The organism is Aeromonas sp. XH, from assembly GCF_033348475.1.
Lineage (GTDB): Bacteria > Pseudomonadota > Gammaproteobacteria > Enterobacterales > Aeromonadaceae > Aeromonas > Aeromonas sanarellii.
Genome location: NZ_CP137630.1, coordinates 1620708 through 1643702, shown reverse-complemented (window position 1 = coordinate 1643702; position 22995 = coordinate 1620708). Strand labels below are relative to the sequence as shown.

General features: G+C 65.8%; 19 protein-coding genes. 16 read left to right on the top strand and 3 right to left on the bottom strand.

Annotated features, from left to right (window positions below):
- Positions 1-141: 141 nt before the first annotated feature.
- From R2B70_RS07795 to R2B70_RS07735, 13 genes are all read left to right on the top strand, one after another.
- A complete protein-coding gene (locus R2B70_RS07795; RefSeq protein WP_318163053.1) occupies positions 142-1578 on the top strand; it encodes a circularly permuted type 2 ATP-grasp protein in 1437 nt (478 codons plus the stop codon).
- Positions 1572-2498 carry an alpha-E domain-containing protein gene (locus tag R2B70_RS07790; RefSeq protein WP_318163052.1) on the top strand — a complete coding sequence of 309 codons (927 nt, stop codon included), beginning with the start codon at positions 1572-1574 and terminating at the stop codon, positions 2496-2498. The genes R2B70_RS07795 and R2B70_RS07790 overlap by 7 nt, the downstream gene beginning before the upstream one ends.
- Positions 2495-3295 (top strand): transglutaminase family protein, encoded by an 801-nt coding sequence (locus R2B70_RS07785; RefSeq protein ID WP_043155628.1) that lies wholly within the window; start codon positions 2495-2497, stop codon positions 3293-3295. Before R2B70_RS07790 ends, R2B70_RS07785 begins: the two co-directional genes overlap by 4 nt.
- Entirely contained in the window at positions 3279-4028 is a 750-nt protein-coding gene (locus R2B70_RS07780) for a peptidase (RefSeq protein WP_318163051.1), read from the top strand. Before R2B70_RS07785 ends, R2B70_RS07780 begins: the two co-directional genes overlap by 17 nt.
- 82 nt (positions 4029-4110) lie before the next feature.
- Positions 4111-4596, top strand: coding sequence for a YqhA family protein (locus R2B70_RS07775; protein WP_042075281.1), 486 nt, complete (start codon positions 4111-4113; stop codon positions 4594-4596).
- Positions 4597-4714: 118 nt separating this feature from the next.
- On the top strand, positions 4715-5164 hold the full coding sequence (locus R2B70_RS07770) for a hypothetical protein (protein ID WP_318163050.1): 450 nt from the start codon (positions 4715-4717) through the stop codon (positions 5162-5164).
- 4 nt (positions 5165-5168) lie between these two features.
- The gene (locus R2B70_RS07765; protein WP_318163049.1) at positions 5169-8138 is read left to right on the top strand and encodes a hypothetical protein; all 2970 of its coding nucleotides are present in this window, start codon (positions 5169-5171) and stop codon (positions 8136-8138) included.
- Complete coding sequence (locus R2B70_RS07760; RefSeq protein ID WP_318163048.1) at positions 8138-8977, top strand: FTR1 family iron permease; 840 nt, start codon at positions 8138-8140, stop codon at positions 8975-8977. Before R2B70_RS07765 ends, R2B70_RS07760 begins: the two co-directional genes overlap by 1 nt.
- A 73-nt stretch (positions 8978-9050) precedes the next feature.
- A complete protein-coding gene (locus R2B70_RS07755; RefSeq protein WP_318163047.1) occupies positions 9051-10472 on the top strand; it encodes an FAD-dependent oxidoreductase in 1422 nt (473 codons plus the stop codon).
- A 176-nt stretch (positions 10473-10648) separates the two neighbouring features.
- The gene (locus tag R2B70_RS07750; protein WP_318163329.1) at positions 10649-11221 is read left to right on the top strand and encodes a hypothetical protein; all 573 of its coding nucleotides are present in this window, start codon (positions 10649-10651) and stop codon (positions 11219-11221) included.
- A 187-nt stretch (positions 11222-11408) separates the two neighbouring features.
- Entirely contained in the window at positions 11409-12671 is a 1263-nt protein-coding gene (locus tag R2B70_RS07745; protein WP_318163328.1) for a hypothetical protein, read from the top strand.
- Positions 12672-12747: 76 nt separating this feature from the next.
- On the top strand, positions 12748-14424 hold the full coding sequence (locus R2B70_RS07740) for a hypothetical protein (protein WP_318163046.1): 1677 nt from the start codon (positions 12748-12750) through the stop codon (positions 14422-14424).
- Between the two features lie 50 nt (positions 14425-14474).
- Positions 14475-15671 carry a Bcr/CflA family multidrug efflux MFS transporter gene (locus tag R2B70_RS07735; protein ID WP_318163045.1) on the top strand — a complete coding sequence of 399 codons (1197 nt, stop codon included), beginning with the start codon at positions 14475-14477 and terminating at the stop codon, positions 15669-15671.
- A 73-nt stretch (positions 15672-15744) separates the two neighbouring features.
- Here the strand turns inward: R2B70_RS07735 and R2B70_RS07730 are convergent, their stop codons facing one another.
- The 3 genes from R2B70_RS07730 to R2B70_RS07720 form a co-directional block, all read right to left on the bottom strand.
- Entirely contained in the window at positions 15745-16311 is a 567-nt protein-coding gene (locus tag R2B70_RS07730) for a pyridoxamine 5'-phosphate oxidase family protein (RefSeq protein ID WP_318163044.1), read from the bottom strand.
- 18 nt (positions 16312-16329) lie between these two features.
- Entirely contained in the window at positions 16330-17760 is a 1431-nt protein-coding gene (nhaD, locus tag R2B70_RS07725) for a sodium:proton antiporter NhaD (RefSeq protein ID WP_318163043.1), read from the bottom strand.
- Positions 17761-17892: 132 nt separating this feature from the next.
- On the bottom strand, positions 17893-18366 hold the full coding sequence (locus R2B70_RS07720; protein ID WP_042075259.1) for a DUF4357 domain-containing protein: 474 nt from the start codon (positions 18364-18366) through the stop codon (positions 17893-17895).
- Between the two features lie 152 nt (positions 18367-18518).
- Here R2B70_RS07720 and R2B70_RS07715 point away from each other — a divergent pair, with 152 nt between their 5' ends.
- The 3 genes from R2B70_RS07715 to R2B70_RS07705 are packed head-to-tail and all read left to right on the top strand — an operon-like array spanning position 18519 to position 22717.
- Complete coding sequence (locus R2B70_RS07715) at positions 18519-19199, top strand: ABC transporter ATP-binding protein (RefSeq protein WP_209791758.1); 681 nt, start codon at positions 18519-18521, stop codon at positions 19197-19199.
- Between the two features lie 21 nt (positions 19200-19220).
- Complete coding sequence (locus R2B70_RS07710) at positions 19221-21647, top strand: FtsX-like permease family protein (RefSeq protein WP_318163042.1); 2427 nt, start codon at positions 19221-19223, stop codon at positions 21645-21647.
- Positions 21644-22717: a lipocalin-like domain-containing protein gene (locus R2B70_RS07705; RefSeq protein WP_318163041.1), complete on the top strand. Its 1074-nt coding sequence runs from the start codon at positions 21644-21646 to the stop codon at positions 22715-22717. The genes R2B70_RS07710 and R2B70_RS07705 overlap by 4 nt, the downstream gene beginning before the upstream one ends.
- The last annotated feature ends 278 nt before the right edge of the window (positions 22718-22995 follow it).

Here is a 22995-nt window from a genome sequence, read left to right as displayed (position 1 = left end):
CCTCGGCCACCCACTGATGACAGAAGAGTCATCCATATGATTTTTCGATAAAATTTTAATGATACAGGCCTCGGCAGCGACTCAATTGGCTGGCACACCCCTTGCAATTCCTGAGATCAGGGACGTCACAAGGAGTTGCCTATGCTGCCCATCAAGCCCCCCGGACCCGGTTGTTACGACGAGATGCTGCTCACCGACAACCAGTTTCGCGATCATTACCACGCCTACCTGGCGTGGCTGCACCAGACCGACGAGAAGAGCATAGAGCGCAAGCGTGAGGAGGCCGACCTGCTGTTTCGCCGGGTCGGCATCACCTTCAACGTCTATGGGGACGGGGACGGCGCCGAGCGTCTCATCCCGTTCGACAGCATTCCCCGCATCATTCCCGCCCGGGAGTGGCAACATCTGGACAAGGGGATCCGCCAGCGGGTCACCGCCCTCAATGCCTTCCTGCACGACATCTATCACGATCAGCGCATCTTGAAGGCGGGAGTGATCCCGGCCGCCCAGATCCTCGCCAACGCCCAGTACCAACCCTGCATGCAGGGGGTCGACCTGCACCGGGACACCTATGTCCACATCACCGGGGTAGACATCATCCGCAACCACGACGGTGAGTACTATGTGCTGGAGGACAACCTGCGCACCCCCTCCGGGGTCTCCTACATGCTGGAGAACCGCAAGATGATGATGCGCCTCTTCCCGGAGTTGTTTCACAACCAGCCCATCGCCCCGGTGGAGCGTTACCCGGCCCTGTTGTTGCAGACCCTGCGCGAGAGCAGCCCGGTGGACAACCCCTGCGTGGTGGTGATGACCCCGGGGCGCTTCAACAGCGCCTACTTCGAGCACAGCTTCCTCGCCCAGCAGATGGGGGTAGAGCTGGTGGAGAGCGCGGATCTCGTGGTCAAGGATGGTCAGGTGCTGATGCGCACCACCACTGGGCTGAAAAGGGTGGATGTCATCTATCGCCGCATCGACGACGACTTCCTGGACCCCCTCGCCTTCAACCCGGACTCCCTCATCGGCGTGCCCGGGCTGCTGTCGGTCTACCGCGCCGGCGGCGTGGTGCTGGCCAATGCCATCGGCACCGGGGTGGCGGATGACAAGTCCATCTACCCCTATGTGCCGGAGATGATCCGCTTCTATCTGGGGGAAGATCCCATTCTCAACAACGTGCCCACCTGGCAGTGCCGCGAGCCGGCGGCCCTCTCCCACGTGCTGGCCAATCTGGAGGAGCTGGTGGTCAAGGAGGTCCATGGCGCCGGTGGCTACGGCATGCTCATCGGCCCCTGCGCCAGTCGCGAGGAGCTGGCCCGTTTTCGCGAGCTGCTCAAGGCTCGGCCGGACAACTACATCGCCCAGCCGACCCTCTCCCTCTCCACCTGCCCGACTTTCGTCGACGCCGGCATCGCCCCCCGCCACATCGACCTGCGCCCCTTCGTGCTCACGGGGCAGGAGCTGCGCCTAGTACCGGGCGGCCTGACCCGGGTCGCCCTCACCGAAGGCTCCCTGGTGGTCAACTCCTCCCAGGGCGGTGGCACCAAGGACACCTGGGTCATGGAGGGCAGCCCATGCTGAGCCGCACCGCAAGCGAACTTTACTGGATGTCCCGCCACCTGGAGCGGGCGGAGAACACGGCGCGCATGCTGGACGTCACCCAGACCATGTCGCTGATGCCCTCCATCGACGCCGATCACAGCGAGCTGGTGGCGCCTCTCACCATCAGTGGCACCCACGAGCCCTTCCTGGCCCGCTACGGCCAGGTGAACATGGAGAACCTGCTGCAATTCTTCTGCTTCGACGAGGAGAACCCGAGCAGCATCTTCAGCTGTCTGCGCATGGCCAGGGACAACGCCCACGCGGTGCGGGGCAAGATCCCCGGTGAGGTGTGGGAGAGCATCAACGCCGCCTGGATAGAGATCCGTCGGCGGCGCCAGGCGGGGCTGTCCAGCGGTCAGGCACAGGAGTTCTTCGACTGGATCAAGGAGCGCTCCCACCAGTTTCGCGGCGCCACCTATGGCACCATCATGCGCGGTGACGTGCTCTGGTTCCTGCGCCTTGGCACCTTCATCGAGCGGGCTGACAACACGGCGCGCATCCTGACCGTGAAGTATCAGGTGATCCGGGAGGACGAGGACAGCGTGCGCGAGTTCTACCGCTGGAACGCCCTGCTGCGCTCGGTGGGAGCCTATGAGGCCCACCAGACCCTCTACAAGACGCTCTCCCATGCCTCCATCGCCGAGCTGCTGATCCTGCGCAATGAAGTGCCGCGCTCCCTGCGGGCCTGCCTCGACGAGATGGAGCACATCCTGGCCCAGATCGAGGGCAACGCCGGTCAGACGCCCCGGCGTCTCACCACCATACTCAACGCCCATCTGACCTATGGCACCATCGACGATGTCTTTGCCCTCGGCATGCAGGCGTACCTGAGGGATTTCCTCAGCGACATCGGCGCCATCGGCCAGAGCATCCACGCCGCCTACCTGGAGGTATTATGAGACTCATCATCGATCACCAGACCCGCTACCACTATGCCGACGTGGTGCGCCGCAGCACCCAGTACCTGCGCCTGACCCCCCACAGCACGGCCCGCCAGCAGATCCTCTCCTGGGAGCTGGAGCTGCCGGGGGAGGCCACCTGCACCACGGACGGTTACGGCAATATACTGCACGTGCTGAGCCTGGAGTCCCCCCACGAGGGGATCCTGATCCGCGCCCACGGGGAGGTGGAGATCCGCGACGACGCCCCGGAGGATGAAGAGAGCTCTCTCATCTCCCCCCTGAGCTACCTGAGGCCCACCGCCCTCACCCGCCCGACCCCGGCCCTGCAGGATCTTGCGAAGGCCTGCCTGCCAGAGGAGCCGACCCTGGCCGACTTGCAGAGCCTGATGGCACGCATCCTGGTGCTGATGCCCTATCAGCCCGGCAGCACGGACGCCACCTTCAGCGCCGACGAGGCCCTCGCCTCAGGCAGCGGCGTCTGTCAGGACCACACCCATGTCTTCCTGACCTGCTGCCGCCACGCCGGCCTGCCGGCCCGGTACGTGAGCGGTTACCTCTACAGCCAGGACAACAGCCACGTGGCGATGCACGCCTGGGCCGAGGTGTGGATCGAGGCGCGCTGGCACACCTTCGACGTCACCAACCTCACCAGCTCCACCAGCGAGCACCTCAAGCTCGCGGTCGGCATGGATTATCTGGATGCCTGTCCGGTGCGCGGCGTGCGCTATGGCGGCGGGTGCGAACAGTTGCAGAGCCAGGCGCAGGTGACCCGCCTGGATGGACAGCAGCAATGAGAGCCGGGATCTCGGCCGCGGGGGCCTGCCCATGACCTATTGCGTTGCCATGTGCCTGCAAGACGGCATGGTGTTTGCGTCCGATTCGCGCACCAATGCGGGGGTGGATCACATCGCCACCTTCCGCAAGCTGCACCTCTTCACCGGGGAAGACAGGGTGCTGGTGCTGCAAAGCGCGGGCAATCTGGCCACCACCCAGAGCGTCATCAGCCTGCTGACACAGGGGCAGGAGCTGCTTGCCCTCCCCAGCCTCTACGAGGCTGCCGCCCTCATCGGCCAGACCATACGCACCGTCATCAGCCGGGATGGGGGTCAGCAGCAGGGCCATATCAACTTCGGCTGCAACATGCTGCTGGGGGGGCAGATCCGGGGGGAGCGCCACCGCCTTTTCCACATCTATCCGGAGGGCAACTTCATCGAGGCGAGCGCCGACACCCCCTACTTCCAGATTGGTGAGAGCAAGTACGGCAAACCCATCCTCGATCGCATCATCCACCATGAGACGCCGCTTCAGACCGCCCTGCAGTGCGCCCTCATCTCCATCGACTCGACCCTGCGCAGCAATCTGTCGGTGGGCTTGCCCCTGGACGCCCTGGTTTATGCCGAGGGAAGCTTCTCGGCGGCACACCTGCACCGCATCACCGAACAGAACCCCCACTTCGTGGCGCTGCGAAAGGCCTGGGGCGAGGGGTTGCAGCAGCTGTTCCGGGGCCTCCCCACCTTCCCCCTCTGAGCCGGGCGGGGAGCGCCCAGGCGCTTTCCCGCTCCTTTCTTTCCGGATATTCTGGCTGCCTTCCTTTTCGATGGAGTTTCCCATGCGCCGCTTCAACGTCATGCTCAACGGCAGCCGATTGATGATGTTCCCCTTCTATGTCTGCATCCTGATCTGTGTCGCCCTCCTGATGGTGAAGTTCGCCATGCAGCTCTATGTGCTGTGCCGCGACATCATCGACATCCACTACCTGGATCTCATCACCGGGGTGCTCACCCTGGTGGACTTCGTGCTGGTGGCCCAGATGCTGATCCTGGTGGCCATCTGCGGCTATGTGCAGTTCATCAAGACCCCGGAGCAGCGAGCGGCCCTGGGTGACAACTGGCTCAGCAAGATCAACTTCGCCTCCCTCAAGCTCATCGTCATCAACTCCCTGGTCACCATCGCCGGCATCGAGGTGCTCAAGGCCTTTCTCGACGACGGCACCGGCAACGAGACTGAGATGAAGTGGTCGGTCATCGTGTTTCTGGCCTTCTCCACCGCGGCGCTTATCTATGCGGTCACCGAGCGGCTGGCGGATCACAAATAGGGTCCCATTTCATTCAGGATCTATTCATCAAGGGTCGAATTGATAACTCTTTTCATTACTCTTTCCCCATTGTAAACTTGCCCGCCCCGGGTTGAAGCGCCCGGGTGCTGGAGCACCCATGACGAGTCTTTCCCTCTCACCGCGACAATGTTGGCAGTGGCTGGCCTATCACCATCAGGCGGCCGAGGGCGCCCTCTACCTGCTGTTTTTCTCCGGTCTGCTGCTGTGGGAGCCGCTGACCCCGCTCTGGTCGCTGGCTCGCTGGAATCTGTTTTTCCATGTGATGCTCTCGCTCACCCTGTTTCCGCTGCTGTTCGGTGCCTTCTGGCTTTCCCATCGCAGCCTGCTGCGCAAGAGCCGCAAGCCTTTTTTGCGCACCACGGGGCGCATCATCGAAGCCTTGCTGCTGGTGTGCCTTGCCAGCGGACTGGTGCTGGTGCTGCACGGCACCCCGGGGGATAGCCTCGGCAACCTTGCCAGCTGGGCCCACTGGCTGAGCGCGCTCGCGTTGACGCCCCTGGTGTTGCGCCACGCCTGGCGCTGGACCATCTTGAAATGGCGCACCTGATCTTATGTTGAAGCTGTTGTTATCTCTGATGTTGGCCGCCCTGTTGCTGGGGACCGCCTCGGCCCAGGAGATGGGCGCCGCCATGCTTGCCTATGACGAGGGGAGCGCTCCGCGCCTCGTCACCGCCAACCAGAGTGCCGGCTCCGTCACCCTGCTTGAACGCGACAGCGGCAAGCGGCTCAAGGAGGTGCAGCTGGGGGGGGATCTGCGCCAGCTGGCCCGAGCCGATGACGGCACCCTGCTGGTGACCGACTACAGTGGCGATCGCCTGCTACTGCTGGATGATGATCTCGACCTGGAAAAGGCGATCCCCACCGGCCATAGACCCTATGGCGTCATCTTCGATGCCAAGCGGCAGTGGTTCTGGGTCACGCTGTTCGAATCAGCTCGCCTGCAGGCCTACGACGGCGCGGGCAAGCTGCAGCTGGATGTGGCCACTGCCGAGACCCCGCGCGGACTGGCCTTGACCGACGACGATCGCCTGCTGCTGACACACGCCATGACCGGCCAGCTCGCCATCTATGATCTCGCCAAGATGGAGGGCGGCGCCAAGCAAGCCGCCCTGACCACACCGCGCCTGATCACCCTGGCCGAGACCCACAGCGACACGCCGAGCGACTCCCAGGGCTTGCCGCGCCTGCTCGATGGCATCGCCCTCTCCCCCGATGGCCGAGAAGCCTGGCTGCCCCACGTGCTGTGGAGCTTCGACCACCCCTTTCAGTTCCAGAGCACAGTCTTCCCCGCGGTCTCCATCATCGATCTGGATGAGGAGAAAGAGCGGGTCGATGAAAGAAAGCAGCTCTTCCTGCAGATCAACCTGCCGAGCGTCGGCAACCGCAGCCAGATCGTCTCCAACCCGTTCGCGGCGCGCTTCGCCGCCGACGGCAAGCGGGTCTACCTGACGCTGGCGGGCTCCGAAGATCTGCTGGTGTTCGACCTGTCGCGCAGCGGCAAGCAGAACAGCAACCGCCACCGCCGCAAGAAGTTTCAGGGGGGCGCCAAGGCGACCCAGCTCCTGCGCCACCTGCCGGGCCAGAATCCGCGCGATCTGCTGATCGATGGCGACCACATCCTGGTGCACAACGCCATGGGGCAGGATCTCACCCGTCTCAATAGCGGCGGCAGCGGCCCCTTCGCCCGGGTCACGGTGGATGTGCCCCACTTCGCCAAACTGGTGGAGACGGATCCCCGCCCCGAGCCCCTCAAGCGCGGCGAGCGGCTGTTCAATCTGGGTAACACAGCTTCCAACTCACGTTTCCCCATGGCGGGGGACAACTGGATGAGCTGCAACTCCTGCCATCTGGACGGGTTCAACTTCACCAACCGTCATCTGATGGCGGCTCATCGCCAGCAGAACGGCGACAACGCCATCAACGGCCACGCCAACCTTGCCAACATGGTGGCGGGGGACTTTGTCGGCGAATACCTGCGCATGACCCAGCAGACCCAGGGCGGCATGGGCCACGACACCCGCGATGGCGCAGAACTGGTCGACCCCGCGAGGCCCCAGCCCGAGGTGAAGGCGATGATGGAGGAGTTGCACGCCTTCGTCACCGCCGATGGCAACCTCCCCTATCTTGCCAACTGGCTCAGGCTCGATGCCCCGCGCTCGGATCCCGCCAAGGCGCCGACCACCCATCCTCGCGAGTGGCTCAACTCCGCCTCCTGCCAGAACTGCCACAGCCAAGCGTTCGAGGACTGGAGCGAGAGCAACCACCGGCTGATGGGCAACTCCCACCCCTACTACAAGGTGGTGCAGGCGCTGGCCCGGGAGACCGAGGGCGAGGCCTTCGGCCAGTGGTGCCAGGGCTGTCACATGCCCCAGCAGGTGCTGAACGGCCAGACTGATCTGCCCAAGGGCTCCCATATGCTGGAGCGGGGCGGTGCCTCGCTGATCGCGGCCCACCAGGCAGGCGAACCCGTGGTGGAAGAAGGCACCGGCTGCGTGCTCTGCCATCGCATCACCAAAGTGGAAGACGCGGGCGGCAACAGCGCCTTTACCGTGAATCTGAAAGACCGCGAGAGCTATGTGTTCGAGGATGCCCCGGGGGGAAGCCTCCAGCACTGGCTGGCAGAGCGGCAGATCAACGCCCGCCCGGCCATGCACAAGGCCTCCTACCAGAAGGATTTCTACCAGGACGCGGCCCTGTGCAAGTCCTGCCACAACGAGTTTGCCCCGGGCACCGGAGCCAATATCGTCAACACCTGGGATGAGTGGGAAAAATCCAGCTTCGCCAAGGCGGAGGATCCCGCCAGGCGGCGCACCTGCATCGACTGCCACATGAACCCGGAGCCGGGCAACGGCGGCGCGCCGGTGGCCGGCCAGTCCACCGAAAACGGCACAGTGAAAGAACGGCTCTATCGCCACAACTTTACCGGCGCCCAGCACCAGCTGGTGGGGTTGCGCAATCCAAACCTTGAGCAGGAGAGCCTGGCGCTCTTGCGCTCCAGCGCCACCCTCTCGGCCCGCATTGAAAACCAGAGCGGCCAGCCCGAGCTGGTAGTGAGAGTCGCCAATACCGGCGCCGGCCACGCCCTGCCCACCGGGGTCGCCGATTTCCGTGAACTCTGGCTGGAGCTGACCGTCACCGACGCCAGCGGCAAGCTGGTGCTTGAAAGCGGCCAGCCGGTGAACGGCGCCGTCCCTGAGGATGCGCGGCTATTTAGAAAGGTGTTCGGCGATGCCGAGGGCAAGCCGGTGGGGCTCAAGTTCTGGCGCTACACCAAGCTCCTTGAAGACACCCGCATTCCGGCCGATGGCTGGCGTGATGAAGCCTGGCCGCTGCCGGCGGATGCCCGGGGGCCCTTCAAGGCCGATATCAGACTCAATTTCCGCACCTACCCCAAGTGGGTCAGTGATGCGGTGCGCGCCGCCGAGCCGAACTTGCCGGAGCCACCCATAGTGCAACTCAATCGGCTGCAACTCACCCTGCAGCCCCTCCCCGTCACGCCCGATACGGAGCCTCAATCCTGATGTTCGCAAGTTTTCTCATTACCCTGCGCGAGGGGCTGGAAGCCTTCCTGCTGGTCGGCATCTGCCTCTCCTACCTCGCCAAGCTGGGGGCGAGCCGCTACAACAAGTTCATCTATCTGGGGGTGGGCTTCGGTCTTGTCGCCTCCCTCGTCGTCGCCTTCCTGTTCCAGGTGGTGGTGAGCCAGTTCGAGAGCGAGCGCTACAACCACCTCTTGATGGCGGGGATCCTGATCTTTGCCACCCTGGTGCTCACCTATATGGCTATCTGGATGCAGAAGCAGGCCAAGTCCCAGGTGGGGGCCATGACGGCGCGCATCGATGCCGCCATCGACGGTGGCAACCTCTTTGGCCTGGTGCTGCTCGCCTTCCTTGCTGTGATGCGCGAAGGCTTTGAAACCGTGCTCTTCTTCTCGGCCCTGGTCTACTCCGGGCAAGGGGTGGATCTGCACGAGGGGCTGGTGGGCGCACTGGCGGGGTTGCTGGTCTCTGTGGCGCTGGTGTGGGGGCTGCTGCGCTCCACCCGCAAGGTGGCGCTGGCCCCCTTCTTCCGCTGGACAGGCCTGCTCATCATCATCATCGCCGCCGGGCTGCTGTCGTCCGCCGTCAACATGTTGCAGGCAGCGGATGTCATCACCTTCTGGACCACGCCGGTCTTCAACATCAGCCATGTGCTCGACGATCAGGGGGTATTCGGCACCTTCCTGCGCGCCCTGTTTGGCTACAACGCCTCACCGGCCGGCCTGCAGTTGCTGACCTGGGCCTGCTACCTCATGATCTTTGTCACCCTCTGGCATCGCAGCTATCGCCCCCAGGGGAGCGCCGCCCCGGCCAGGGGCTGAGCCCGGGGATCACACTCTGTTCGGGAGCCGCGCACAGGCGCGCTCCCAGCTATCACGCCGTTTCGGAACATTCATGAGCGACAACAAGAAGAAAATTGCGGTGCTGGGGGCCGGCCCCGCCGGTCTGATGGCCGCTTGGCGCCTGCGCCAGGCCGGTTTTGCGGTCACCCTGTTCGAGCAGGAGCCGGTCGTCGGCGGCATGTGCGCCACCCAGACCTTCAAGGGGCGCGACGGCGAGTATCGCTTCGACTACGGCGGCCACCGCTTCATCACCAAGAACCCCGAGCTGCTCGCCTTTATCGACGAGCTGATGGGGGACGATCTGCTCCACGCGATGCGCAAGAGCGTGATCCGCTTTGGCGGACGCACCTATGACTACCCCTTGAACCTGCCCAATTTGCTCAAGACGGCGCCGCTCGCCCTGATGGCCGGGGCGGTGAAGGATCTGCTGCTGTTGCCCTTTGCCAAGAAGCCCACCGATTTCGCCAAGGCGAGCTTTGCCGAGTGGATCCAGAGCCACTTTGGCCGCACCCTCTATCGCCAGTTCTTCGAGGGCTATACGGCGAAGCTCTGGGGCATCAACCCGGACAAGCTCTCCGCCGACTGGGCCGGCCAGCGCATCAGCCTGATCGATCTCAAGGACGTGGCGCGCCGACTGCTGCCAAGACGCAGCGGCAGCCTCTCGGTGCGCACCTATGCCCGCAAGTATCGCTACCCCAAGTACGGCTTCGGCCAGATCTTCACCACCCTGGGGGAGCGGCTGGTGGCAGAGGGGGCCCTGCTCAAGACCGGCGCCACCATCACCCGCCTCGAGCAGGTCGATGGCCGCATCGAACGGGTCTATTGGCAACAGGAGGGTATTGAACAGAGCGCCGCCTTCGATCAGGTGATCTCCACCCTGCCGCTGCCGCTCACCTGCCGGCATCTGGGCTTGCCGTGCGATCTGCACTACCGGTCGCTTCGCTTCGTCAATATGCCGCTCAAACAGGAGAACCTGTCGGACAACACCTGGCAGTACCTCTCCGACCCCCATATTCTGGCCACCCGTCTGCAGGAGCCGCGCCGGCGCAGCCCCTTTATGGCGCCCCAGGGGCAAACATCCGTGATGCTGGAGATCCCCTGCAATCCGGGGGGTGCCACCTGGCAGGCGCCGCTGGCCGAGCTGCGCGGTCGGGTCACCGCCGATCTCGCCAGCCTCGGCGTCGATACCCAGAAACTTGGCGATGAGACCTTCGAGGCTCGCAGCGAATACGCCTATCCGCTGATGGATCTCGGCTATCAGGCCCGCCGCAACGAAGCCATCCAAGCGCTGATGCCGATCACCAACCTCATCATGACCGGCCGTCAGGGGACATTTCGCTACATCTTCACCGACACCGCCATGGAGATGGGGATGATGGCCGCCGACATGGTGATCGACGGGGTGGACAGACGCCACGCCATTTTCAATCATCGCAACGAAAACACCGTGATCGAAACCCAGAGCGTGGCCTGAGGCCTACGCCGTAAGCCAACCCCCTCCCGGCCTCCCCCTTCGAAATGGGGAGGTGCTTTACCGACGTTGTCGGCAAGGCGATCTGCTCCCTCCCCTGACAAGGGGAGGGTCGGGGTGGGGTCCAACGGATCAGGACTGGCGCCATGCCGCCAGGACAAATCAACAAGGAGAACAGGATGACCATACGCCACGGCTTGATCGCCCTCGCGTTGCTGACGGGCCCGCTGCTGACCCTGAGCGGGCAGGCGCAGGCTTACTCCTACGCCGCCGCCGGCAAGGAGCCGCTGATCGACGCCCGCGAGGCGCTGCTTGGCGCCGCCACTGACGGCAAGGATGCCAGCACCACCTTGGGCGACATCGCCGAGGAGCTGACCTATCTGGAAGAGCACCACAAGGTGGAACTGCAAGCGCCCCTGGCGGCCGCCATCAAGGGGAAAGATGCCGCCGCCACCGCCGCCCTGCTCAACCGCGCCTACAAGGCGGAGATCGAGCGCCGCCTCGAGGGGGCCAGCCAGAATCTTGGCGACTACCAGACCGCCAAGGTGCTGGTGGTCAAGAGCAAGCGCTTCCTCGACTTGATCCTCCCCTCCCTCGGTGAAGGGGATCGCAAGGCCGCCGATCAGGCGCTGGCCAGGGTGCTGGATGCCATCGGCAACCCTGGGGTGTTCGGGGTGGGCGCCAAGCCCGCCGATGCCACCGCTTTCGCCGAGGCCGAGAAAACCCTGATGGCCGTGCTGGCGCCGCTTTGATGACCAACTGCCCATCATTGCGCCATCTCGTTGTGACAAACGGTGGGTTTCGCTTCGCTCTACCCACCCTACGCACTTTGATGACCTCTCATTGATGACGACGGCCCCCCTCATCCCCGGTCCTTCTCCCGCAAGGGGGGAAGGGGGGCGTCACCAGGGCCGATTACGCTTTCCCATTCGACCCTGTCTGCTGATCCTGCTGCAATTGGCCTGGCTTTGCTGGCTGCTGGCCTTCCCGGTGGCGCTCGATTCCGACGACGCCCTCAACTTTGCCCACGGGGTGGTGCGCTTCAGCGTGCTGGAATTCTCCCCCCACTTTCCGGGCTACCCCGCCTTTATCTGGCTGGCGCGGCTGATCAATCTGGCGGTGGACAATCCGACCCGCGCGGTGCTGTGGGCCAGCCTCTTGGGCACAGCCCTGATAGCGCCGCTCGCCGCCTGGCTGGCGGTGAGATTGTGGCAACGGCCCAGCCTGCTGGCACCGGTCTGGCTGCTGGTGCTGGCTCTGCCGCTCACCCCGACGCTGGCGCTCTCCGGCCTCTCGGACGGGCCGGCGCTCGCCGCCTGGCTGGGCGCGCTCTTGGCCTTGCAGCAGCGCAGAATTGCGCTGGCGGGTATGTTACTGGGCCTCATGCTGGCGCTGCGCCCCTCCTACTTCGTGCTGGCCCTGCTGCCCCTTTGGCTCGGGATGGCGCAGAAGGGAACGCGCGTCAGGTTTGTGCTCCCCATCGCGCTGGTGGGGCTCGCCAGCCTGCTTTTTGTCTGGCAGGCCGATGGCTGGGCCTATTTCAGCGAGGGACGCCGCTTTACCGACGGTCACTTCACCCTGTGGGGCAACACGGCGGCGGCCCACGGCGATCGGCTGCTAAGCTGGACGAACACCTTCAACGATCAGCTGACTCCGCTCTGGCCCCTGGCTGTCGGGGGGCTGCTGGCGCAGCCTCTGTGGCAACGACTCAAGGGCCACACCGCCCTCTCTTCGCTCTGGTCCCTCTACTGGCTCATCCTGCTGCTCTGGACCCTGTTTGGCCAGAACCCGGACAATCCCCGCCATCTGGCGCCCATTACCCTGTTCGGCCTTGTGCTGCTGGCTGGCTGGCTGCCACACCGGGGCGAGCTGCCGGCCATGGTGGGGGCTCTCTTGCTGCTGCTTTGCACCCTCACCCCGCCGGCCGCACCGGCCATGACCCGGGCCGCCAGGCTGGCCGAGCAGGCGTGCCCGGCCCTGGTGACCCAATGGGGGGTGAGGTTGCTGCGCGAAACCACGGCATTGCCGGTCACCGACGGCTGGTACCAGGGGGATGCCAGGCTTGCGCTCACACGAGGGGCCTGTCGCCTCAGCCGCCGCCCTCTGGCGGCAGGGGATCTGCCCGGCCCTTATGACGCCGTCTGGTTTGCCCCCCGTTTTCACGCCGAGCCCGGCCTCTGGCTCGCCATCCCGCGTCCATAGCCCGCCGGGCGGCGCATCCTGGTGTCATCCGGCTCGACTACACTCACTGCGCATGGGAGAGGCGGGGAGAGGATGCATGAAGGGAGGAAAGGAGTGGGCACTGGTGCCCCTGATCCTGACACTGGCCAGCGCACTCCTGATGCTGCCGCTCTGGTTGCAGGGGGGCAGCCAGGGGCACGATCTGTTTCATCATCTGCTCTCCGGTCACTATTTTGCCCGCCAGCTCTGGCAGGGGGAGCTCTATCCCCGCTGGCTGATGGCTATGAACGGCGGCTTCGGCAGTCCCACCTTCTTCTTCTATCCCCCGCTCCCCTACTACGCCAGCGCCCTGTTTGCCGGCCCGCTTGCCCCCGCCCAGCAGGCCGTCTACCCCCTGCTCGGCAGCGCCACCGTGGCGCTGCTGCTCTCCAGCATGTTTGCCTATCTGTGGCTGCGTGCCACCACTTCCCCTGGCCGGGCCCTGACGGTGAGCCTGCTCTACCTGATCCTGCCCTATCACGTCGCCATGGATCTCTATGCCCGCTTCGCCCTGGCGGAGTTCTGGGCCTTCGCCTGGGCCCCCCTCATCCTGCTTGGCCAGGATCTCGCCCATCGCGGCCGACGCAAGGGGCTCCCCCTGCTGATCCTGGGGCTGGCGCTGCTGGCCTTCTCCCACCTGCCCAGCCTGCTGCTGATGATGGGGCTGGTCAGCTTGCGCGCCCTCTGGTTCGCCTGGCGCACCCGTGCCCTGCGTCCCTGCTGGCTCGCCCTCTGCGCCCAGGGGCTGGCGCTCTGCATGGCGGCCACCCTGCTGCTGCCCGCCCTGGCGGATCAGGGAGCCATTTCCATGGAGCTGATGCGCGGCGGCATGTTCGACTATAGGCGCAACTTCCTCGACCGTTTGCCCTCGGGCTGGGGGGACTGGCGCTTTCGCGGCCACCTGGCGTGGCAGAGCGTGCTGACCATGGCCCTGCTGCTGCTCGCCTGGGCCGCCGCCCGGGAGCCACGTCACCCCGAGATCGCCTGCTGGGGGGCGATCGGGGTCGCCGCCTTCCTGATGATGCTGCCCCCGAGCCAACCGCTCTGGAGCCTGCTGCCCCCCCTGCAGCGGGTGCAGTTTCCCTGGCGGCTGAACCTTGTCCTTGCCCTCGCCACGGTCGCCGTGGTGGCCCTGGGCACCCCGTCCCATCGCCCCTGGCAGGGGCTCTGGTGGGGCCTGCTCCTGCTGACGCTTCTCTCCACCCTGGCCTACGTGCGCCACGCCCCCCTCACCCAGGCCCCCACCCGGACGGCCATGGCGTTCGAGTTCGACAGCAAGCGCAGCGCCCGGGAATACAGGCCGAGGCAGGTCCCGGGGGGCATGTTCGCCCCGACCCTGCTGGCCTGGAAGGAGGAGTTCCAGCCCCCGGTGAGCGCCGAGCCTCCGGGGGCCCGCTGGGAGCTGGATCGCTGGCAGCCCAGGGAGCTGGCCCTCAGGGTGACGGCCAGGGTGCCGACCCGGCTCGTCCTGCACCAGTACCATTACCCCGGCTGGCAGGCCTGGCTGGACGAGCGCCTGATGCTGACGGTGAGCGCCAATCCCCAGGGTCTGATGCAGGTCTGGGTACCGGCAGGCAGCCACAGCCTCACGCTGAGGCTTGCGGCCCGCTGGCCGGAGCGGGCGGGCAATGCCCTCTCGCTGCTCGGGTGGCTGGCCTGGATCCTGCTGCTCTGCCGGCCCGCCCCCCGGGCGGCGCCGGGGCAGGATGAGCCTGCCCAAGCCCGCCAAAGCTGATAGACTGATCACCTGCTCCCTTGGCCTCTTGCCCACGACACGGATACTCTATGCCTCAAGCCAGCTCCCTCTCCCCCCGTTTTCTCTTCATTCTGCTCGGTGCCCTGGCGGGCCTGACCCCGCTCGCGGTGGACATGTACCTGCCCGCCATTCCAGCCATCGCCCGGGATCTAGCCACCAGCATCGACGGCGCCCAGCTCACCATCAGCGCCTTCCTCGGGGGCTTTGCCATCGGCCAGCTGTTCTACGGGCCGCTCGCCGACAGCTTCGGCCGCAAGCCGGTGATCCTGGCGGGCCTGACGATGTTTGCCGTGGCCTCGGTGGGCTGCGCCATGGCCGACTCTCTGCCCGAACTGCTCGCCTGGCGCATGTTGCAGGCCACTGGCGGAGCGGCGGGATCCGTGGTGGTCAACGCCCTGCTGCGCGACCTTTTCGAGAAGGATGCGTTTTCCCGGGCCATGTCCTTCGTCATCCTGGTGATGACGCTCGCCCCCCTGGTAGCCCCCGTGGTGGGGGGCTACATCAGCGCTCACGCCGACTGGCGGGTGATCTTCTGGCTGCTGGTGGGGATCAGCCTGCTCATCTGCGTGGTGATGCAGTGGAAGATAGAGGAGACCCTCAAGCCCGAGCACAAGCAGCCCCTGCGGCTCGGCCAGGTGCTTGGCAACTACTGGGGCGTGCTCTCCCACCGCGGCGCCATGGGCTATGTGCTGTGCGGCGCCCTGTCGAGTTCGGGCATGTTCGCCTTCCTGAGCGCCTCCCCTTACGTCTATATCGAGTATTTCAAGGTGCCGACCGAGCACTACGGCTGGCTGTTCGGCCTCAACATCCTGCTGATGATGGTGGTCACCTTCGTCAACAGCCGCCTGGTGAAAGGGGTGGGCGCCGAGCGCATGCTGCAATACGGTCTGACGGTGCTGCCGCTGGCCGGGGCCCTGCTCATCTACAACGCCTGGAGCCAGACCGGAGGCCTGTGGGGCATCGTCATCCCGGTGGTGCTCTTCGTCGGTCACATCAGCCTGGTGGGGGCCAACGCCATGACCGGCCTGATGGGCCACTTCCCCCAGTCTGCGGGCACCGCCTCGGCGCTGGCGGGCACCCTGCGCTTCGGCATCGGTGCCCTGGTGGGCGTGCTGGTCAACCTCAATCCGCCCGAGTCCCCGCTGCCCATGGCCGTCGCCATCGCCGGCTGCGGTCTGGGCTCGGCGCTCTGCTACTGGCTGCTGACCGGCAAGGGCCGCGCCTGAGGCGGCGTCGCTGCAGTCCCAAAAAGAAGCCCCGTCCACGGACGGGGCTTCTTGCATGGAGGCGGGCTGACCTTCAGGGGGCCGGCGGCAACCCGCTGCGCACCAGGATCTCGCTCTCCAGCCCATCCAGGCTCACCTGGTTCTTCTTGCGCCAGTAGGCTGCGATCCCCTCCTGCCCCTGGCGGGCCGACCAATTGGCGAGATCCTCCCTGTCCCCCTGGTAGTCAAACAGGGGCACCGACATGCCGCAGGAGGCCTGGACCCGTTCAATGTCCAGCAGGAAGATCTGGCGAGCCGCGACGCTTGGGGGAAAGCGTGCCAGCGCTGCCGCCCAGTCGCCGTCCCCCCGGTGCAGCACCCGCGCCCGGCCATAGGCCCGCAGAATAAGCGGCGCCCCCTCGAAGGCGCAGAACATCACCGTCATGCGCGGATTGTGCAGCACATGGGCCGCCGACTCGTTGCCGCTGCCGGTCAGATTGAGCCAGACCAGGGTGTTGGCATCGAGGACGCGCAGCGAGTCCCCGCCCTTGGGGGAGACGTTGACCGTGCCCTCGCCCGCCGCCGTGCCGACGAAGAAGATCTTCTGCGCCTCGATGAAGGCCACATGGCGCGGCGAGAGCCCCCCGAACAGTTGTCCCATCTTCCCTCCTCAAATCCCTCAGAACAGGGCGCTGTTGAGCCACAGGTGCGCCCCTATGCCGACCATATAGCCAAGCAGAATGGCGGGCAACCACTTGAGATGGCCGACGAAGGTATACATGCCCCTGGCCTGCCCCATCAGGGCCACCCCGGCGGCGGAGCCGATGGAGAGCAGGCTGCCCCCCACCCCGGTGGTCAGGGTCACCAGCAGCCACTGCCCCGTGCTCATCTGCGGCTCCATGGACAGCACCGAGAACATCACCGGAATGTTGTCGATGAGGGAGGAGAGCAGGCCGATGGCCACGTTCGCCAGGGTCGGATCGCCCCCCTGATAGAGGAGCTGGGAGGCGAGCGCCAGATAGCCCATGAAGCCGAGGCCGCCGACGCACATCACCACGCCGTAGAAGAAGAGCAATGTGTCCCACTCCGCCTTGGCGATCTTGTTGAACACATCGAACGGCACTATGGAGCCGAGGCGCAGCAGCCTGGCCTCGTCGCCGGTGCGCTCGTACAGCGCCCGTTCGCGAGCCAGGGAGACGGGCTGGGTCTTGCGCAGGTAGAAGCCGAAAAACTGCAGGTAGCCGAGCCCCGTCATCATGCCGAGCACGGGGGGCAGCGCCAGGAAGTGATGGCAGGCGACGGCGGTCACTATGGTGAGGAGAAAGAGCAGCACTATGGTGAGGGCCCCGCGCCTGAGCACCAGGGTTTCCCCGGACATGGCGGGCACCAGGCGTGGCACCATCAGGCTCATCAGGCTGGCCGGCACCAGGAAGTTGAGCAGGGCGGGGAGGAAGAGCAGCAGAAACTGCGTGAAGGAGACCTTGCCCGCCTGCCACACCATCAGGGTGGTGATGTCGCCAAAGGGGCTGAAGGCGCCGCCCGCATTGGCCGCCACCACTATGTTGATGCAGGCCAGGTTGATGAAGCGGCGCTCCCCGTTGGCCACGTTGAGCACCACGGAGCACATCAGCAGCGCCGTGGTGAGGTTGTCCACCACGGGAGAGATGAAAAAGGCGAGAAAACCGGTGAGCCAGAACAGGGTCCGCAGGCTGAAGCCCGCCTGCACCAGGCGCACCCGCAGCACGGCGAACAGCAGCCTGTCCTCCATGGCGTTCACATAGGTCATGGCCACCAGCAAAAAGAGCATCAGCTCGGCATACTCCAGCAGCGTCTGCCGAAAGCCCGCCTGCGCCAGCGGGCTCAGCCCCTGCCCAGCGTAGACCAGGCCGATGACTATCCAGATGATGCCGGCGGCCACCAGCACGGGCTTGGATTTGCGCAGCTTCAGGTACTCTTCGGCCATCACCAGGGCATAGGCCAGGGCGAAGATGGCGAGGGCAAAGAGGCCGATGGCGGTGTGCGTCAGGTTGAGGGGGCCGCCTTCGGCGAAGGCGGGGGCACAGAACAGGGTCAACCCGGGCAGGGGGGCGAGGCGCAGGAGTCCAGACATGGGTGCTTCTCTTGAGAACCGTCTGGCATTGAGGCTAGCAGCACAGAGGGAAGCCGCCCTCCCCCTGCCATCTGACCTGCCCAGGGCGGGCGCTCACATCAAGGGAGCGAGGCCCGGCACCGGGCCCCGTCGTCAGGAGGCCTTCTTGCCAAAGCCGGACTGCTTGAGGGTGTAGCCTGCGCTGTTTTGCCAGGCATCCAGACCGCTTCGGTTGTTGCCCGCCACCAGGCTGGCGGCCAGGCTCGGGCTGTTGAACAGCTGATCGGCGGTGAAGACGAAGCCCCCTTCGGGGCGAGGGCTGAGTACCCCCTTGCCCAGGAGCTCCTGGCGCAGCTCGATCACCGCCTCGCGCAGGGAGGCGGCATCCTCGCCGTTGGCGGTGGAGCCCGCCTGCACCATGAAGCCGGGGTTCTGCCGCTTGCCCACCGGATAACCGTGGGCCTCGGCCCCCTTGCCGTTGAAGTGGTAGAGCTCGCGCTCCCCCGGCTTGTTGTCGGAGAGCGCCTTTTGCAGGGTCATCAGCTCGTTGTAGATATCGATGGGAACCACGGCAGCCTGCTTGACGCCCTTGCTGTCGACGATAAAACTGACTTGCTTGTGTAACATCCTTGCTCATCCTGTGACCCATGGAGAGCCCTATTCTAACCACCACAGGCGAGCGGGATCCAGCGAGGATCCTCATCCCTTTTGCAGGCGCGATCACTAACTGGCATAGTGACTGACATTGTGAAAGCCATTGGCCATCAACCGGTTATCCCATGCTTAGCCTGCGCAACCTCAGTAAACGCTTCGCCAGCGGCGGCGAGACGCTCCCCCTGTTTGCGGGGCTGGATCTCCAGCTCGCCGCCGGGGAAACCTGCCTGCTGCTGGGGCAAAGCGGCTGTGGCAAGTCCACGCTGCTGAACCTCATCGCCGGCCTCATCGCCCCGGACGAGGGGGAGATCTGGCTGGGACAGACCCGTCTCGACACCCAGCCTGCGGACGAGCGGGCCCGGCTGCGGGGCCGCCATTTCGGCATCGTCTATCAGGATTTCAACCTGCTGCCGACCCTGACCGTGGAGGAGAACCTGCGCCTGCCCCTGGAGATCAACCACCTGCCCCGGGACGACGCACGCCTCGATGCCCTGCTCGAGCGCCTTGGCATGAGCCACAAGCGCCACGCCTGGCCGGAGCAGCTCTCCGGCGGCCAGCGCCAGCGGGTGGCGCTGGCCCGGGCCCTCATGCACAGACCCCGGTGGCTGCTCGCTGACGAACCCACCGGGAGTCTCGACGAGCACAACGCCGAGCAGGTGATGGCCCTGATGATGGCGGCGGTGCGCGATACCGGCGCAGGCCTCCTGCTGGTGAGCCACAACCCGGGCTATGGCGCCCTGGCGGATCGGGTGCTGCGCCTGGAGGGGGGCCGGCTGGTCGAGATCAAGGGGCACCGCCATGAGTGACGCCCGCCGCCCGGGGGCGCCATGCTGCCGCTGAAGGCGCTGCTGCGCCTCTATCGCGCCCACCCCTGGCTGCTGCTGATGAGCCTGGCCGGGCTCACCCTCGGGGTCACCCTGGTGGTGGCCATCGAGCTGCTCAACCACAGCGCCCGCACCAACTTCGTCGCCGCCCGCAGCCAGCTCGCCGGGGAGGCCAACTACCGCCTGGCGCCCCGGGGCGGGCTGGATGAGCGGCTCTACGTGCACCTGATGCGAAGCCAGCCGGGCCTTGATGCCATGCCCGAGCTGCACGCCTGGCTCAAGGACGCCCAGGGGCGCAGCTTCCAGCTCCTGGGGATGGATCTCTTCAACCCCGGCCCCTTGCGCCGACTCTTTGGCGAGCAGCCGACACGCGAACCCGATTTTTCCTTGAGCCGCGCCGACAGCGTCTGGCTCGCGGCCCCCGAGGCCAGACGTCTCGACTGGCAGCCGGGCCAGTCGCGGACCTTTGTGCTGGGCGACGAGTCGAAGCGCCCCCTCACCCTCACCCTGGCGGGCACCTTCGAGCCCGGCGCCATCCCCATGGAGCGGCTGCTGGTGACCGACATCGGCCTCGCCCAGCCCCTGCTTGGCAAGGCCGGAAGGCTGGATCGTATCGTCTTCAAGCTGAGCGACGCGCAGGCCACTGCCTTGCAAAGTGCCTTGCAGGCCGCGCTGGGATCCGAGTTCCCCCATCAGCCGCTCTGGCTCGAACCCATCAGCCCGGCCCTTGATGCGAGCCAGCTCGGCGATGCCCTGGCCCTCAACCTCACGGCCCTCTCCCTGCTCGCCATGGCGGTGGGGCTGTTTCTGGTGTTCAACGCTCAGCGCTTCGTGCAGAGCGTGCGCCGCCCCCAGCTCGCCCAGCTCATCATCCTCGGCATGCCGCCGCGACGGGTGCTCGGCTGGCTGGCCCTCGAACTCGTCATGCTCGCCAGCATAGGCACCCTGCTCGGGCTGCTGCTGGGGAGCCTGCTGGCCCTGACCCTGATGGGGCAGCTCACCCAGGCGCTGGCCGACCTCTACGGCCCCAACCCCATAGATATGCTGCGCCTCTCCCCGACCAGCCTCATCAAGGCGCTGCTGATAGGCCTGGCTGGCACCCTTGCCGCCAACCTCCCCGGCTGGTGGCAGTTGCTGCGCCAATCCCCCCTGGCGCTTCGGGAAGGAAACAGCCGCCCGCCGGCTCACCCCTGGCAACGTCGGGTGCTGGCCATCGCCATATTACTGCTCTGTGTCATTTGTCTGTGGTGGCCAGAAACGGGGCTCGGCGGCGCCCTCTTCGTGGCCGGGGGCTGGCTGCTCGCCATGGCCCTCGTCCTGCCCGATGCCCTGCGCGCTCTGCTGGGGCGACTGCGTGGGCGCGGCCCCCTCACCGCCCGGCTCGGGGTGGCCGAGACCCAATACCATCTGGATCGCACCGCCATCGCCGTGATGGCGCTGCAACTCGCCATCGCCGCGGCCATCGGCATCGGGGTCATGGTGTCGAGCTTTCGCTCGAGCGTGGAGATCTGGCTCGGCCAGCGCCTCGCCGCCGACCTCTATGTCACCGCCCCCAAGGGGGTGGCGGGCAGTCGCGGCGCCCTGAGCGAGCAGACCCTCAACACCCTGCTCGCCGCCCCAGAGGTGAGCGCCGCCTCGCGCCGCGCCGTGCTCCCCGCCCGCTGGCAGGGCCATCCCATCGAGTGGGCACAGATGGACTTTATTCCCGAGCTCAAGGTTGCCTACCCGCTGCTGGCCGGGCGCTGGCCCGCCACCCCTGACGAGGTGCTGGCAAGCGAACCGCTCACGGTGCGCCTCGGGGTCAGGGTGGGCCAGCGCCTCGAGGTAACAAGCGAGGGGGGGCCGAGAGCCTTCACCGTCACCGGCGTCTATCAGGATTACGGCAGCGACAAGGGCCAGATACTGCACGCCTTCGAAGGGGGCGCCGTGCAATCCCTCGCCCTCTTCAGCACGGACCCCGAGGGCCTGAGCGATCGGCTGCGCGCTCGTTTTGGCGAGCGGGTGAATCTGCTGCCCGCCCCCGCCATCCATGCAGCGGCGCTCAGGGTGTTCGACCAGACCTTCGTGGTGACCGAGCTGCTGAAACTGCTGATCCTGGGCATCGCCTTCGTCGGCATCGGCTCCGCCTTTATGGTGTTGGGGCTGGCCCGGCGCGGCGAGTTGCAGACCCTGCAGAGCCTTGGCTTGAGCCCCCGCCACTGCCGCCGGTTGCTGGTGTGGCAGGGGGCGGGTCTGGGACTGCTCACCGCGCTCCTGGCCCTGCCGGTGGGCTATGGCCTCGCCTGGGTGCTGATCGAGGTGGTCAACCCCCGCGCCTTCGGCTGGCGCCTGGCCTTCGAGGCCGCTCCCCTGCATGCCGTCACGGCGCTCTTGCTGGCGCCGGTGTGTGGGGCGCTCGCCTCCTGGTTTGCCGCAAGGAGAGTGGTATGAAATTGAGTTGGAAGTGGCCTCTGGGGCTGGGCGTTCTCTGGGTGCTCTATGGCGCTGCCGCCTGGGCCAGCGATCTGGGGGCCATCCTCGGTGGCGGCAGCGATCACTTCAAGAAGGCGCTGCCGGGCCAGCTTATCCACCTGCCCGCCGATCACGGCGCCCACCCCGACTACCGCTCCGAGTGGTGGTATCTCACCGGCAACCTGAAAGACGAGCAGGGGCGCGACTACGGCATGCAGTGGACCCTGTTTCGCCAGGGAATCGAGCAGCAGATAACGTCAGACAACCCCTGGCTCAGCCCCCAGCTCTGGCTGGCCCAGTTCGCCATCACGGATCTCGCCCGTGGTACCCACCGCCAGGATGAGCGCACCAGCCGCCAGGGGCCCGGGCTCGCCGGCGCCAGCGGCGGCGAGTGTTGGATCAAGGAGTGGCGGCTGACCTCTGAAGGGAAATCGCTCTTTCCCGCCACCCTCAAGGTGCAGAGCAAGGCGGGGGATCTCGACCTCAAGGTGAGCGCCGCCAAGCCGGTGGTGCTGCAGGGCGAAGCGGGTTACAGCGAGAAGAGCCCGGGCAACGCCTCGTTTTACTACTCCTACCCGCGCCTGAACCTGAGCGGCACTTTGACCCTGGAGGGGGAGACCCGCACCGTAACAGGCCAAGGGTGGTTTGATCACGAGTGGAGCAGCTCGGTATTGGCCGAGTGGCAATCGGGCTGGGACTGGTTTTCGCTCCAGTTTGACGATGGTCGCGAGCTGATGCTGTTTCGCCTGCGCACCAAAGCGGGCCACACCGAGCCCGAAAACCGCTACGGCATCCTGATTGAGCGAGACGGCAGTAGCCGGGTGCTGAACCCTGAGCAGATCCGCCTCACCCCGGGCAAGACCTGGCGCGGCCCCAAGGGGCAACCCTACCCTATCGAGTGGCAGCTGGCAGCCGCCGATTTGAACCTGACGATCCGTGCCCGCCAACCCAATCAGGCCATGACGGGGCGTTTTGACTACTGGGAAGGGGCGGTCTCCGTCTCGGGAGACGCCAAGGGCGTCGGTTATCTGGAGATGACGGGGTATTGAACCCAAGGCCTCCCCCATTTTCTCGCAGCGTCTCTTTTTTGTGTTGCGGGGCGAAGTCTACGCCCCGTTACCATCTCTACGGTTTGGTTCTGAGACAGCCTCCCAATAACAGCCATCACCAAATTTCCTGCCCCCTCCAATTTCTGATCCCCATCAAAAATACTCACCAAACCACACCCAAAGTAAAACGTTTTGCTCAACATAGACTGCTGCACTTGGTACCCTGTCCATGCGACCCTCATAGCCCTAAAGGCAGCCAGGGAGCGGCGATGGTTCGT

Coding starts and splice junctions, on each gene's coding strand:
- R2B70_RS07715 (WP_209791758.1), top strand. CDS start 18,519: ATGCTTAGCCTGCGCAACCTCAGTAAACGCTTCGCCAGCGGCGGCGAG.
- R2B70_RS07710 (WP_318163042.1), top strand. CDS start 19,221: ATGCTGCCGCTGAAGGCGCTGCTGCGCCTCTATCGCGCCCACCCCTGG.
- R2B70_RS07790 (WP_318163052.1), top strand. CDS start 1,572: ATGCTGAGCCGCACCGCAAGCGAACTTTACTGGATGTCCCGCCACCTG.
- R2B70_RS07740 (WP_318163046.1), top strand. CDS start 12,748: ATGAAGGGAGGAAAGGAGTGGGCACTGGTGCCCCTGATCCTGACACTG.
- R2B70_RS07735 (WP_318163045.1), top strand. CDS start 14,475: ATGCCTCAAGCCAGCTCCCTCTCCCCCCGTTTTCTCTTCATTCTGCTC.
- R2B70_RS07750 (WP_318163329.1), top strand. CDS start 10,649: ATGACCATACGCCACGGCTTGATCGCCCTCGCGTTGCTGACGGGCCCG.
- R2B70_RS07730 (WP_318163044.1), bottom strand. CDS start 16,311: ATGGGACAACTGTTCGGGGGGCTCTCGCCGCGCCATGTGGCCTTCATC.
- R2B70_RS07755 (WP_318163047.1), top strand. CDS start 9,051: ATGAGCGACAACAAGAAGAAAATTGCGGTGCTGGGGGCCGGCCCCGCC.
- R2B70_RS07705 (WP_318163041.1), top strand. CDS start 21,644: ATGAAATTGAGTTGGAAGTGGCCTCTGGGGCTGGGCGTTCTCTGGGTG.
- R2B70_RS07765 (WP_318163049.1), top strand. CDS start 5,169: ATGTTGAAGCTGTTGTTATCTCTGATGTTGGCCGCCCTGTTGCTGGGG.
- nhaD (WP_318163043.1), bottom strand. CDS start 17,760: ATGTCTGGACTCCTGCGCCTCGCCCCCCTGCCCGGGTTGACCCTGTTC.
- R2B70_RS07785 (WP_043155628.1), top strand. CDS start 2,495: ATGAGACTCATCATCGATCACCAGACCCGCTACCACTATGCCGACGTG.
- R2B70_RS07775 (WP_042075281.1), top strand. CDS start 4,111: ATGCGCCGCTTCAACGTCATGCTCAACGGCAGCCGATTGATGATGTTC.
- R2B70_RS07770 (WP_318163050.1), top strand. CDS start 4,715: ATGACGAGTCTTTCCCTCTCACCGCGACAATGTTGGCAGTGGCTGGCC.
- R2B70_RS07760 (WP_318163048.1), top strand. CDS start 8,138: ATGTTCGCAAGTTTTCTCATTACCCTGCGCGAGGGGCTGGAAGCCTTC.
- R2B70_RS07780 (WP_318163051.1), top strand. CDS start 3,279: ATGGACAGCAGCAATGAGAGCCGGGATCTCGGCCGCGGGGGCCTGCCC.
- R2B70_RS07720 (WP_042075259.1), bottom strand. CDS start 18,366: ATGTTACACAAGCAAGTCAGTTTTATCGTCGACAGCAAGGGCGTCAAG.
- R2B70_RS07795 (WP_318163053.1), top strand. CDS start 142: ATGCTGCCCATCAAGCCCCCCGGACCCGGTTGTTACGACGAGATGCTG.